The sequence below is a fragment of the Kitasatospora sp. NPDC051164 genome (assembly GCF_044455625.1).
Lineage (GTDB): Bacteria > Actinomycetota > Actinomycetes > Streptomycetales > Streptomycetaceae > Kitasatospora.
The window spans coordinates 187305-201471 of record NZ_JBITFB010000004.1; the positions used below are offsets into that span (position 1 = coordinate 187305).

A 14167-nucleotide genomic window follows, 5' to 3' on the forward strand; every position below is an offset into this window, starting at 1 on the left:
CGCATCACCACGTTCCGCATCACCACGTTCCGCATCACCACGGTCCGCATCGCCGCGCTTCTGTATCGACCGCAGCGGGACACGCTGGAACGGGACACACGACAAGGGCCCGGCAGCCGTAGCCGCCGGGCCCCTCCCCTGTCCTGGCTCACCGGCCCCTCAGGGGGAACCGGTCCGGGTTCAGCCGGTCTGGACGGAGGTGTCGTCGATCACGAAGCTCGTCTGCAGCGAGGAGTCCTCGACCGCGTTGAACTTCACGGTGACCGTCTGGCCCGCGTAGGCCGACAGGTCGAAGGTGCGCTGCTGGTAGCCCGCCGCGGCGTCGACGTTGGAGTACGTCTTCAGCGCGGTGCCGTTCACCGACACGGTCAGCTTGTCGTACGCGGTGGTGCCCGACTCCGCGGTGTCGACGTGCAGCCAGAAGCTCAGCGTCGCCTTGCAGCCCGCCGGGATGCTCACGGTCTGCGACACCGTGTCGGTGTGGGAGGAGCCGTAGCCGTCCATCCACGCCTTCCAGGAACCGCCGTGCGCGGCCTGGCTGGAGCTATTGTCGACCACGCCGGAGCTCGCCGTCCACGGCGCCGCCGAACCGGTCTCGAAGCCCGGGTTGCCGAGCAGCTGCGCCGGGGTGCAGCCGCCGCCGCCACCGCTGGTCACGGTCCAGGTGAAGCTGGTCGTGCCGGACTTGCCGGCCGAGTCCTTGACCGTCACGGTGACGTTCGAGGTGCCCGCGGCGGTCGGGGTGCCGGTGATCGCGCCGGTCGAGGCGTTGATGGCCAGGCCCGCGGGCAGGCCGGCCGCCGAGTACGACAGCGGAGCGGTGCCGCCCGAGGCCTTGATGGCCAGGTTGACCGCGGTGCCGACGGCGGTGGACTGGTTGCCCGGGTTGGTGACGGTGACGCCGCCCGGGTTGGGCAGCCCCCCGACGTTCACGGCGGCCCAGGCGGTGGCGACCGCGTTGTACTCGGCGCTGTTCGCGCCGTACAGGTCGGTGGCCGCGCTCAGGGTCGCGGTACGGGCGGCCGCATAGTCGGTGGTGGAGGTCATGTAGGCGGTCAGCGCCTTGTACCAGACCTGCGCTGCCTTGTCCCGGCCGATGCCGGTGACGGTGATGTTGTTGACCGTCGGGCTGTTGTAGCTGACGCCGTTGATCACCTTGGCGCCGCTGCCCTCGGCCAGCAGGTAGAAGAAGTGGTTGGCGACACCGGACGAGTAGTGCACGTCCAGGTTGCCGACGCCCGAGTACCAGGAGTCGGCCGAGGTGCCGTCCTTGGAGGGCTTGTCCATGTAGCGCAGCGGCGTGCCGTTGCCGTTGATGTCGATGAGCTCGCCGACCAGGTAGTCCGGGTTGTCGGCGGGCAGGTTGGCGTAGAACTCGACCATGTTGCCGAAGATGTCCGAGGTGGCCTCGTTGAGGCCGCCGGACTCGCCCGAGTAGTTCAGGTTGGCGGTGGCCGCGGTGACGCCGTGGCTCATCTCGTGGCCCGCGACGTCGAGCTCGGTCAGCGGGTGGGTGTCGCCCGAGCCGTCGCCGTAGGTCATGCAGAAGCAGCTGTCGTCCCAGAAGGCGTTGACGTAGCCGGTGTCGTAGTGGACCCGGCTCATGGCGCCGACGCCGTCGTTGCGGATGCCGTTGCGGCCGAAGGTGTTCTTGTAGAAGTCCCAGGTGGCGGCGGCGCCGAACTGGGCGTCGACGGCGGCCGACTCGCGGTTGCTGGCCTGGCCGTTGCCCCAGGTGTCCGAGGACTTGGAGAACAGCGTGCCGTTGCCGGAGGTGCCGTTCTTCATGTCCGTGGAGTACTGGCCACCACGGGTGGCGTCCTTGAGCGAGTAGGTCGAGCCGCTCTGGGTGGTGGTCAGCGGCACGTTGCCGACGAAGACGCCGGTGCCGGAGCCGCGCTGGATGCCGTCGGCCTTGCTGAGCACGTCACCGGTCTTGGCGTCGGTGACGACGTGCAGCTTGCTCGGGGTGCCGTCGGACTCGCGGCCGGCGATGACCGTCTCCCAGGCGAGCTTGGGGGTGCCGTCGGCGGCCCAGACGACCAGCCGCGGCGCGGTGTCTACGGAGCCCGCCTCGGCGGCCAGCGCGGCGGCCTGGGCCTTCGGCGCGGCCAGGGCCGGGGTGGTCTCGACGCCCGCGAGGTCGGCCTGGCTGGCCTTGGTCACGCTCTTGGTGGCGCCGGCCGCGTCCTGGTGGACGATCAGGTCGCCGCCGAGGACCGGGAGTCCGGCGTAGGTGCGCTCGTAGCGCAGGTGGCGACCACCGTTGGCATCCTGGACGACGTCCTTGGTGACCAGCTTCTCCTGGCCGCTCAGGCCGAGGGCCTGGGCGAGGGAGGCGGTCTGCTGGTTCGCCGAGGCGATCAGCGCGGCCCGGGTGGTCTGCTGGGCGGCGACGGCGGCCGGCGCGTCCGCGGTGGCGGCCTGGGCGATGACCGGTATGCCGGTGACCAGCAGCGCGGTGGAGGCGGCCATGACGACCGCCGCCTTCCGGGCGTGAGCGTAACGGGACATGCGGACTCCTTTTCCGACCGGCGCTGGGTCGCGCCGGTGGAGAGAAACCTGGGCCGCGGGGTTGCGGCGCAGTGGGGGCCCCCGCCGGGTGCGACGGAGGTGCGGTAGCGGGTTGCGGTGCTCACAACCCGTTGCAGGGTCAGGACGCGCTGCACCTTGGCGGAACAGCTGCACCGGGAGGTGGGGCCCCCTCGTCTGCAGCCGGACGAATCGTGGCAGCAAACCGGCCGCCGATGACAGATGCATGCCACTGATTGGCCGATTCATTACCGAAACCGTATGCATGGTGGTTCGTCAGTTGTGCTAAGTGATTGCAAACTCATGAACACGGTTTTCATGCTCCGGACAAAGTTCGATCACCACCGGCGGTCACTGACCAGCACTCAGAACCACCGCCCGTACCGCCGAGTAGCGGACAGCGCCGGGCGAGCGCGGCACGTCACAGTTCCGGCCGTGCCAGAAGCGGTTTCCGGCCACACTGCGACCGGAACGGAACCAGGCCCCGCTCCACCTGAACGGCGGTGCGGGGCCTGACAGTTGCACAGGTATACGGACCAGTACCGCATCCGTGCCGGCTCGGGTGGTGGATCGGGTGCCATGCCGGGTGCCGGCTCGGGTGGCGAATCGGGCGCCGGCTCGTCACCTGTCCGGTACCGGACTCAGTGCTGGACGAACACCGCCACAGTGCGCCCCGGCACGGTGAACGTGCCGGTCGCGGCGTCGAAGCCGGACTGCTTCACCACCTGGTCCGCCCCGCTCGCCTGGACGGGGTGCAGCGCCTGGCCCGTCCCCCGCAGGGCCGCGACGGTCTGCGCCTGCGCGGTGGGCGTGGCGTTGAAGACCACCGTGATGCCCTTCTCCGCCCCCTTCAGCCCGGTGCCGTCCAGATGCAGGGTGATCACCCCGGGCGTCTCGCCGGCGGTGCCGGAGAGCGGGTACGAGAGCCGCTGCTGGACGGCGGCCAGGGTGGGCAGGGAGAACAGCGGCGAGGACTGCTTGATCCGCAGGAACTCCTGGTACTGCGCCGAGGCCGCCCGCATGTCGGTCGCGCCGACGGTCAGCTTCGGGTTCGCCAGCAGGGACTGGGCGGTCGGCCACATCCCCTTGTTGTCGGCCGCCGGCGGCAGGCCGCGGCCCCAGCCGTTGCCGGCCACCGCCCCCGTCGCCGGATCGGGCCAGTGGATCGCGTTGAACCAGTCCCCCGAGTCGTAGGAGTTGGAGTCGAGCGACTTGGAGCGCAGCAGGTCGCTGCCGGCCTGGGCGAAGCCCGCGCCCTGGGTGAGCGCGGTGAGCGAGAGCCCGAGCGCCTGCATCCGGGCCCGGTCGGCGGGTTCGGTGCCGGTCGGCAGCTTGTACGCGAGCGCGTCGAAGAGGTCGGTGTTGTCGTGGGCGTCCACGTACTCCACCGCCTCGCCCGGCTTGGCCGCGTATCCCGTCGGGGAACCGTTGTAGTCGACCTGGGCGCCGGTGACGGCCTTTCCGGAGCTGTCGGTGAAGGAGTACCCGGCCAGGTTGCCGGTCAGCCCCACCTTCAACTGGTCCATCTGGTGCAGCAGTCGGGCCTTCTGCTGCTCCGGGGTGCCGTTCGCGGGTGAGCCGTTCGGGTCGGTGAACAGGCCCGAGGCGAAGCCCTGCTGCGGCGCGGAGTCGAGCATGAAGTTGCCGCCCCGCGCGGCGTCGCGCATCCGGTCGTCGAAGGTGGCGATGCCGGTGCCGGCCATGTTGAGCTGGGTGGCCTGCTCGAACCGGGCGTTGTTCGCGACGGCGCCGAAGTTCCAGCCCTCGCCGTACAGGAGGACGTTCTTCCCGTCCACGCCGTCCGAGTCCGGGGTCATCTTCCGCAGCGCGGCCTGCACGTCCAGCATGGTGGACTTCGGGTCCAGGCCCATCAGGTCGAAGCGGAAGCCGTCCACCTTGTACTCGCGGGCCCACAGGGTCACCGAGTCGACCACCAGCCGGTTCATCATGGCGTGCTCGGGCGCGGTGTCGGCGCAGCAGCTGTCGGCCGTCACCTTGCCGTTGGCGTCCAGCCGCTGGTAGTAGCCGGGGACGACCTTGTCCAGCACCGAGTGCTCGGCCTGCCCGGCGGCGGCGGTGTGGTTGTAGACGACGTCGAGCACCACTCGCAGCCCGGCCGCGTGCATCGCCTGCACCATCTGCCGGAACTGCACGGTACGGGCCGTGCCGGCCGGATCCGTGGCGTACGAGCCCTCCGGCACGTTGTAGTGCAGCGGGTCGTAGCCCCAGTTGTAGGCGTCGTCGGCGGCGACGGCCGCCACGCACTCCTGCTGCTTCGGGCCGTCCGCGGGAAGGGACTTGAGGTCGCAGGCAGGCAGCTTCTGGTCGGCCCGGTTCTCCCGGATGGTGGCGATGTCGAAGGTCGGCAGCAGGTGGATCGTGGTCACCCCGGCCTTGGCCAGGTCCCGCAGGTGCTGCATGCCGGCCGACTGCGACTCGGTGAACGCCAGGTAGGTGCCGCGCTCGGCGGCCGGGACGGTGGCGTCCTCGACCGAGAAGTCCCGGACGTGCAGCTCCTGGATCTGCTGCTGCCCGGGCGGGACGGACTGCGGGCGGGCGTGGTCGTCCCAGCCCGCGGGCTTGAGCGCCTTGGCGTCGAGGTCGGCGACCAGGCTGCGCCCGGAGTCGGCCGACAGTGCCACCGAGTACGGGTCGGTGACGGTGTTGACCACCACCTGCTGCACCGAGGGCGCCCAGACCTTCACCTGGTACAGGTAGTACTTGCCGTCCAACTCCTTCTTGTCGCGGACGACCTCCCACACGCCGGTCTCGTCGTCCAGCTTCAGCGGCAGCGTCCTCGGGGTGCCCCCGGCCGGGCCGTCGAAGACCTGGACGGACACCTCCTGCGCGGTCGGCGCCCAGAGGGACAGCGCCACCTTGCCGTCGTAGTACGCCGGGCCGAAGTCGACCTTGGCGGTCTTGGCGGCGTACAGGTCGTCCAGCACGCCCGGGAGTTGGACCCCGGTCGCGGCCGACACCGCGCCGCTGGGCAGGTGTTCGGTGAACAGCAGCTGGCCGCGCAGCGCGGCCGGGATCCTGGCGGTGTCCCGAGCGTCCACGGTGAAGGCCCGGTAGCCCGCCAGGTGCGGGAACTCGGCCTTCTGCGCGTCGGTCAGTCCGCCCTTGACCGGGGTGAGCCGCAGCCACTGGCCGGGCTTGGTCAGCACGCCCTTGTCGGCCCGGATGCCGCCCGCCGGGTCGTACACCAGCTGGGCGCTGGTACCGCCGGCCAGGGCGTCGTCGCCCGCGCCGTAGTTCGCCGGGACGACGACGGTCTTCGCGTCGATCCACTGCGCCTTGGCGCTGCCGAGGTCCAGCTGCGAGGAGGCGGCCGGGTTCTGCGGCAGCAGGTGGCCCTCGCGGCCGCCGAGGATCCAGATCTCCTTGCCGTCGACCGCGAAGTCGAGCGACTGGTCGGCGGGCAGGTCCTTGTCGTTGCCCTTGTGCAGGATGTAGCTGAGGCTGGTCGCGCCGGGGGCCAGCGGCACCTCGAAGACGGCGCCGAAGGCGTCGCGGCGCACCGGCGTCAGGGGCTTGCCCCAGTCGGTGGGGGTGGCGGCGCCGGTCCAGTCGTGCAGGCCCCAGCCGTCGTAGTCGCCGTCGGCCCGGTTGTAGTGGATGACGGCGGTGTTCGCCGGCTGTGTGTTGCCCGGGCCGGGGTCGGCGGTGCGCACCGCCGGGTCGCCCTGCTTGAGCCACACCTCGCCGGTGCTGCCGAGGTCGATGTGCCGGTCGGCGTCCACGTCCTTGACGCCGTTCTTCTCCACGATGAACCCGACGTCCGAGGCGCCGGGCTTCAGCCGCACGTACGCGAAGGCGCCGTACGCGTCGCGCCCGGTGAAGCCGTGCCCGGCCGGCCACGGGGTGGCCTCGCCGTCGGCGAGGTCGCCCCAGGCGTAGAGGTTCCAGCCGTCGTAGTCGCCGTCCGGCCGGTTGTAGTGGACGACGGCGTAGGGGCGGGCGCCGGCGGTGGGCACCGGCTTGGGCGCGGGGGTGCCGGTGGTGAAGCTGCCGGTGGCGGAGCGCAGGTGGCCGCTGGAGTCCTGGACGACGGCCTTGTACCGCACGACCGTGCCGGGGGCGACGGCGCTCAGGTCCTGGGTGACGAGGTACTTCCCGGTGTCGGCGGTGCCCAGCGTCTGCCAGGCCCCGTTGCCGATCTGGGCGGCGAAGGTGACCCGGTCGAAGCCGCCGCCGTCGACGTGGGCGCCCACCGTGACGAGTCCGGTGGAGCCGTCCGCGGGCGGCTGCACCGCGATCTGCGGCGCCGCGCCGACGGCCGCGAGCCTGCCGCCCGCCTTGAACACGACGGAGGAGAGCGCCGGCACGGTGACGGTCACCTTGCGGTCCGGGCCGCTGGTGACGCGGTCCCCGGCCGCCGGGTGGATCCGGTCGAAGCCCATCCCCGCGGAGAAGGTGTCCAGCGTGACGGTCTTCGCCTCGGTGGCGTTGTTGACCGCCACCAGGTACTCGACCTGCTGGCCCGCGTCGATCCGGGAGAATGCGTAGACGCCGGCGCCGTCGGCGGCGTACCGCTCGATCTGGGCGCCGTCGGCCAGCGCCGGGTTGTCGCGGCGCAGCTTGGCGAGCCCCGCGATGCCCTGGTAGAGCTCGCCGCCCTGCCCGTACCGGTCGGCCGGGCCGGAGGTGCCGCCGAGCACCCGGTCGCTGTTGTAGGAGGGCGTCTTGGAGGCGAACAGGTCCTGCCGGGCGTCCTTGTCGCCGCCGGCGCCGGTGAAGCCCTGCTCGTCGCCGTAGTAGACGACGGGCTGCCCGCGGGTGAGGAACTGCAACTCGTTGCCGAGCCGGTCCTTCTTCAGCAGGGTCGCCTCGTCGGCGCCCGGGTTGTCGGCGAGCAGGAAGGAGCCGAAGCGGCCCATGTCGTGGTTGCCGAGGAAGGTCGGCAGCTCGTACGCGTCGGTGTCGGCGCCGGTGTAGCGGTAGTCCTGGCCGTAGACGTCGGCGAGGGTCTTCGCCGAGCCGCCCTGGGAGACGTACGAGCGGGCCGCACCCTGGAACGGGAAGTCCAGGGTCGCCTGCAGCTTGCCCTTGGTGACGTAGGGCGAGGTGATCGCCGGGTCGCCGGAGTAGACCTCGCCGAACATGAAGAACTTCTTGTTGCCCTGCCGGGCGGCGAAGTCCTTGAGCGCGGGGGCCCACTGCTGCCAGAACGCCATGTTGACGTGCTTGACGGTGTCGATCCGGAAGCCGTCCACGCCGGCGTCCTGGACCCACTGCTGGTAGACCTTCTCGAAGCCCTTCACCACCCGGGGGTTCTGGGTGTCGAGGTCGTCCAGGCCGCTGAAGTCGCCCTCGGTGGCGGACTCGCCGACGAAGGTCGAGTCGCCCCGGTTGTGGTAGAGCGAGGGGTCGTTGAGCCAGGACGGGGTCTTGGCGTTCGCGTCGCCGGGGTTGCGGAAAACCGGGGTGTAGGGGAAGGAGTCCTTGGTGGTCCGCGGCCAGGGGGTGCCCGCGTCGGCGACGGCGGTCTCGTCCACCGGGTTCCCGTCCGCGTCGAGCGTCGGGTAGGCGCCCGCCGAGCGGTAGCCGTGCTGCTGCTCGGCGTCGTCGATGACGTCGGCGGTGTGGTTGGTGATGACGTCGAAGAAGACCTTGATGCCGCGGGCGTGCGCCTTGGCTATCAGGTCCTTGAGCTGCTCGTTGGTGCCGAAGTGCGGGTCGACCTGGGTGAAGTCGGTGATCCAGTAGCCGTGGTAGCCGGCCGAGGCGTCCGCGCCGCTGCCCTGCACCGGCTTGTTCTTGAAGATCGGCGCCATCCAGATCGCGGTGGTGCCGAGGTCCTGGATGTAGTCGAGCTTCTGGATCAGGCCGGCCAGGTCGCCGCCGTGGTAGAAGCCCTTGTCGGCGGGGTCGAAGCCGTTCTCCAGCCGCCCGCCGGTGATGCCGCCGGTGTCGTTGGCCTGGTCGCCGTCGGCGAAGCGGTCGGGCAGGACGAAGTAGAACTGCTCGCGGGTGAGGTCGTGCCGCCCGGCGGTGGCGGCGAGCGCGGTGTCCGAGGGCGGGGCCGGCGGGGCGGCGGCGTGGGCCGCGGGGACGCTGCCGAGGGTGGCGGCGGTCAGCGCGGCGGCCAGCAGGACGGCCGTGCGGCCTGGCCTGCGGGTGGTTGTTCTGCTCCGTCGGGGGCGGAGCGGGACATCGGCCACTGAGGGCTCCCTTAGGGGAAGGGGCGATCGAGTTTCCAGGAAGCTAGCGGCCTGCAATATGTTTCAGCAAGATGCAGAAACCGTTTCGTGCCGGGAAAATCCAGGCCGGCGGCCGTCTCCGGCCACCCCCCGATTACTCCCCCGGAGCGACGGGCGTGACAATGGGACGTATGTCCGTCCCACCGGTATGCCCCAGAACCCTGCGCACCCCCTCCCCCGGTGGGAGCCGGCCCCTAGCCCTCAAGGGGGACAGCCGGTGAAGAATCCACTTCCAGAGGATGAGCAGACGGCTACGAGCGGTCTGGCAGACTTCTCGGCCATGGGGGAACCGACCGAGATCCAGCGAGGCGACGCCCGGCGCGCCGACGCGGCCAGCGGTGGCGGTTCCGAGGCAGCGACGGCCGTCCCCGGCCGCGCGCCCGACGGAGCCACCCGCGCCGCGCAGTCCCGTACCGCGGCCCTGCGCCACCGTTTCCGCGAGCAGCGCCGTTCACCGGCCCGACCGCGGATCTGGATCGAGCTGGCCCTGATCGGGATCAGCTACTGGATCTACTCGATCGTCCGCAACGCGGTCCCGCAGCAGGAATCGATAGCCCAGAAGCACACGCGCTGGATCTGGGAGCTCGAGCAGCACCTCGGCATCGCCGTCGAGCGCTCGATCAACCACGCCGTGGACGGCGTCGGGTGGCTCATCACCGGGATGAACTACTACTACGCCACCCTGCACTTCGTGATCACGATCGGCGTCCTGGTCTGGCTCTACCGCAGCCACCCCGGCCGCTACGTCGCGGCCCGTACCGTGCTGTTCGTCACCACCCTGATCGCCCTGGTCGGCTTCTACTCCTTCCCGCTGGCCCCGCCCCGGCTGATGACCGACGGCGGCTTCATCGACACCGTGAAGACCCACGGCACCTGGGGCTCGTTCGCCTCCGGGCCCGCCGCACACGTCTCCAACCTGTACGCCGCGATGCCCTCGATGCACATCGGCTGGTCGATGTGGTGCGGTCTGGCGATCTTCTTCCTGGCCCGCCGGAAGTGGGTCAGGGCACTCGGCCTGATGTATCCGGCCGCCACCCTGGTGGTCATCGTCTCGACCGCCAACCACTTCTGGATGGACGCCGTCGGTGGCGAGATCTGCCTGAGCCTGGGCTTCCTCGCCGCCCGCTGGCTGTACCACGAGTGGGTTTACAAGCTGCCGCAGGTGCCCGCCCGGGAGGCGGCGGCCGAGCAGCCGATCACCGTCCCGGAGCAGTGGAGCGAGCCCGCGGCCAGCAGCGCGCGCCGGTAGCGGCAGCCGCGAACGGACCACGACGAAGGGGCCCCGCGCAGGGGCCCCTTTCGCGTACCCGGAAGTCGCGTACCCGGAGACGGGCAGAGGCCGTCAGCGGCGGTCGCGGCCGTCAGCGGGCGGTCGCCGGCGGTCAGAGGCCGTAGAACAGCCGGTCCACCACGGCCCGGGCCCGCCGGGTGGTCCGCCGGTAGTCGTCCAGCAGCTCCCCGCTGTGCCCGGCGCCGTACCCGAGGTAGCGGGCCACCCCGGCCAGCTCCCGGGCCTCCCCCGGGAAGCTGTCCCCGGGCCGGCCGCGCACCAGCATCACCGCCGCCCGCACCCGGGAGGCCAGCACCCAGGCCGCTTCCAGCACCTCCGCGTCCTCCGGCTCCACCAGCCCGGCCGCGACCGCGGCCGCCAGCGCCGCCCTGGTCCGGGTGGTGCGCAGGGCCGGCAGCTCGTGGCCGTGCCGCAGCTGGAGCAGCTGCACCGTCCACTCCACGTCCGCCAGCCCGCCCCGGCCGATCTTGGTGTGGGTGGTCGGGTCGGCCCCGCGCGGCAGCCGCTCGGCCTCGATCCGGGCCTTGATCCGGCGGATCTCCACCAGGTCCCGCTCCGGCACCCCGTTGCCCGGGTAGCGCAGCGGGTCGATCAGCTGCCGGAACCGCGTGCCCAGCTCCTCGTCCCCGGCGACCGGCTCGGCCCGCAGCAGCGCCTGGCTCTCCCAGGCGTGCGACCAGCGCCGGTAGTACGCCGCGTACGAGGCGAGGCTGCGCACCAGCGGTCCGCTGCGCCCCTCCGGCCGCAGGTCGGCGTCGACCAGTAGCGGCGGCTCGGTGGACGGCGCGCCCAGCTGGGCGCGCAGCTCGTGGCAGATCGCCTGGGCGGCCCGGGCGGCCTCCTGCTCCAGCGAGCCGAGCAGCGGCTCGTGGACGAAGAGCACGTCCGCGTCCGAGCCGTAGCCCAGCTCGTGGCCGCCGAAGCGGCCCATCGCGACCACCGAGATCCGGGTCGGCAGGTCCCCGTTCTCGGCCTCCCAGCCCGCGACACAGGCCCGCAGCGCGCCCTGCAGGGTGGCGGCATTGAGGGCGGTGAGCGCCTCCCCGGCGGTGTCCAGCGCCTCGGCGGGGTCCTCCCCGAGCCGGCCGAGGACGTCCGCGGCGGCCGTCCGGAACAGCTCCCGGCGGCGCACCGAGCGGGCCGCGGCCACCGCGGCAGTGGTGGACCCGGCCCGGCCGACGGCGGCCAGTATCTCCGACTGCAGCGCCGCCCGTCCGCGCGGTTCCAGGCCGTTCGGGTCGCCGAGCATGGCCACCGCCTCGGGGGCGCGCAGCAGCAGGTCGGGCGCGAGCCGGCCGGCCGAGAGCACCCGGGCCAGCTGTTCGGCGGCGGCGCTCTCGTCCCGCAGCAGCCGCAGGTACCAGGGGGTGCGGCCGAGCGCGTCGGAGACCTGGCGGAAGTTGAGCAGCCCGGCGTCCGGGTCGGCCGAGTCGGCGAACCAGCCGAGCAGCACCGGCAGCAGGGTGCGCTGGATCGCGGCCTTGCGGCTCACCCCGGAGGCCAGCGCGCTGATGTGGCGCAGCGCGGCCGCCGGGTCGGTGTAGCCGAGCGCCTCCAGCCGGGCCCGCGCGGCGTCCGGGGTCAGCCCGGTGGCGCCCGGCGGCAGTTCGGCGACGGCGTCGAGCAGCGGCCGGTAGAACAGCTTCTCATGCAGCCGCCGGACCTCCACCGCGTGGCGCTTCCACTCCCGCTCCAGCGCGGCCACCGGGTCGGCGCGGGTGTCGTCGTTGATCAGGGTGGCCAGCGAGCGGGCCACCCGGCGCCGGTCCTCGGCCCCGGTGGGCATCAGGTGGGTGCGGCGCAGCCGGTACAGCTGGATCCGGTGCTCCAGCGAGCGCAGGAAGCGGTACGCGGTGTCCAGCGAGGCGGCGTCCGCCCGGCCGACGTACCCGCCCCGGGAGAGCGCGGCCAGCGCCTCCAGGGTGTTGCCGCTGCGCAGCGCCGGGTCGGTGCGGCCGTGCACCAGCTGGAGCAGCTGGACGGAGAACTCGACGTCGCGCAGCCCGCCCGGGCCGAGCTTGAGCTGGCGGTCCAGCTCGGTGACCGGGATGGAGTCGATCACCCGACGGCGCATCTGCTGGACGTCGGTGACGAAGTTGTCCCGGGCGGCGGCCTGCCAGACCAGCGGGGCGAGCGCCTCGATGTACGCGGCGCCGAGTTCGGCGTCCCCGGCGACCGGGCGGGCCTTGAGCAGCGCCTGGAACTCCCAGGTCTTGGCCCAGCGCTGGTAGTAGGCGAGGTGGCTGGCCAGGGTGCGCACCAGCGGGCCGTTGCGGCCCTCGGGGCGCAGGTTGGCGTCCACCGGCCAGATGGTGCCCTCGCCGGTGGTGTCCGCGCAGAGCCGAGTGAGGGCGGCGGCCAGTCGGGTCGCGGCCCGGACCGCCTCGTGCTCCTCCACGCCCTCGCGCGGCTCGGCGACGAAGATGACGTCCACGTCCGAGACGTAGTTGAGTTCGCGGCCACCGCACTTGCCCATGCCGATCACCGCGAGCCGGCAGGCCGCGGCGGCTTCCGGGTCATGCTCGGCGGCGAGGTCGAGGGCGGTCTGCAGGGTGGCGCCGGCCAGGTCGGCGAGTTCGGCGGCGGTCCGGGCGAGGTCGCTGGTGCCGGTCAGGTCGCGGGCGGCGATGGCGAGCAGGCAGCGGCGGTAGGCGATCCGCAGCGCGTCCGCCGGACCGGGGCCGCCGCCGCGGACGCCCTCGGACAGGGCGCGGCGGAAGTCCTCCGGGCCGGGGTGCATGTCGCGAAGCTCGAAGGTGACCAGGGTGTGCCAGTCGTGCGGGTGCCGGGCCAGGTGGTCGCCGAGCGCGGTGGAGACGCCGAGCACGCCGAGCAGCCGGTCGCGCAGCGGCTTGGAGGTGGTGAGGGTGTCGCGCAGGGTGTGCCGGTCGGCCTCGTCGGCGGCTTCCATCAGCCGGGCCAGGCCGAGCAGCGCGAGGTCGGGGTCGGCGGTGGCGCCGAGCGCGTCCAGCAGCACGGGGTCGTCGGCCAGGCCTTCCAGCCCGGGGCCCTCCAACAGCCGCACCGCCCGCGCCGGGTCGCCGAACCCGCGCCGGACCAGCCGGTTCTCCGGCTTGCTGACCCGGCTCCCGGCCCGCTGCTCGTCCACCGCCATCGGCCCCTCCATCCGTCCGCTCCAGCAGGTTACGCGCCTGCGCGGCCCACCGCCGGACGCGACCGCGGAGCGGCCCGCCCGATGGCCGCATGGCGTGTCGGCTTGCCCGCCGACTCGCGGGCGCGGTGGAGTACGCGCATGACCAGCCGGGACGCCCCCGGCGGCGGCTCCCGCGCCGGGTGCCTCCCCGCCCGGGTCCGCCCCTGCGCTCCCCCATCCGAAGGGACGACCCATGGCGACCGAGCACCCGGCCGGGGAGCCGACCGCACGCCGACGCCCCCTCCGGGGTGTGGTCGGCGTGCTCGGCGACGTGCTGTTCACCATCGGTGTGCTGCTCGCCCTGCTGGTCGTCTACTCCCTGTGGTGGACGAACCTCACGGCCGCCCGGCACGCCGGCCTCGCCGCCGAGCAGCTGCGCAAGTCCTGGTCGGCGACGGCCCCGACGCCCGCACCGACCGGCGCCGCGGGGACCGCCGCGCCGCCCCCGTTCGACGCGGGCGGGGGCATCGGTTTCCTTCACGTGCCGGCCCTCGGAACCGGCTACCAGGTGCTGATCAAGGTCGGTGCCGACGAGGACACCCTCGCGGACGGGGTCGCCGGCGCCTACACGGAGCCGTACCCCTCGGCCATGCCCTGGGAAGCCCAAGGCAACTTCGCCCTCGCCGCCCACCGCGACGGGCACGGCGCCAAGTTCCACGACCTGGACCGGCTGAAGCCGGGCGACCCGCTGGTCGTGGAGACCCGCGACCGCTGGTACGTCTACCGCGTCGATGCCACGCTGCCCCAGACCTCCAAGTACGACACCGGGGTCATCGCCCCCGTGCCCACCGGCTCCCCGTACACCGAGCCGGGCCGCTACATCACCCTGACGACCTGCACGCCGGTCTACACGTCGCTGTACCGGATGGCCGTCTGGGGCAGCCTGGTCCGGGAACAGCCGGTGGACCCGGGCCGTACGCCGCCCCCCGAGCTGCGCTAGCGGGGCCCTCGAAGGGCGGAGGCGGTGACACCGACGCACGACCGACG

5 protein-coding genes are annotated in these 14167 nt (G+C 72.5%); 2 read left to right on the plus strand and 3 right to left on the minus strand.

All coding sequences use genetic code 11. The features are described 5' to 3' along the window. Positions 1–180: 180 nt before the first annotated feature. Positions 181–2514: a M4 family metallopeptidase gene (locus ACIBEC_RS07930; RefSeq protein WP_360492623.1), complete on the minus strand. Its 2334-nt coding sequence runs from the start codon at positions 2512–2514 to the stop codon at positions 181–183. Positions 2515–3173: 659 nt separating this feature from the next. After that, positions 3174–8696 carry a pullulanase-type alpha-1,6-glucosidase gene (gene pulA, locus ACIBEC_RS07935; RefSeq protein ID WP_360492626.1) on the minus strand — a complete coding sequence of 1841 codons (5523 nt, stop codon included), beginning with the start codon at positions 8694–8696 and terminating at the stop codon, positions 3174–3176. 319 nt (positions 8697–9015) lie between these two features. On the opposite strand from pulA, the gene ACIBEC_RS07940 reads away from it, so the two are divergent. Beyond that, a complete protein-coding gene (locus tag ACIBEC_RS07940) occupies positions 9016–9984 on the plus strand; it encodes a phosphatase PAP2 family protein (protein WP_360492628.1) in 969 nt (322 codons plus the stop codon). Positions 9985–10117: 133 nt separating this feature from the next. Here ACIBEC_RS07940 and ACIBEC_RS07945 read toward each other — a convergent pair whose 3' ends face one another. Beyond that, complete coding sequence (locus ACIBEC_RS07945) at positions 10118–13141, minus strand: bifunctional [glutamine synthetase] adenylyltransferase/[glutamine synthetase]-adenylyl-L-tyrosine phosphorylase (protein WP_360493026.1); 3024 nt, start codon at positions 13139–13141, stop codon at positions 10118–10120. Positions 13142–13373: 232 nt separating this feature from the next. On the opposite strand from ACIBEC_RS07945, the gene ACIBEC_RS07950 reads away from it, so the two are divergent. Further along, entirely contained in the window at positions 13374–14120 is a 747-nt protein-coding gene (locus ACIBEC_RS07950; protein WP_360492631.1) for a class E sortase, read from the plus strand. Positions 14121–14167 lie beyond the last annotated feature (47 nt).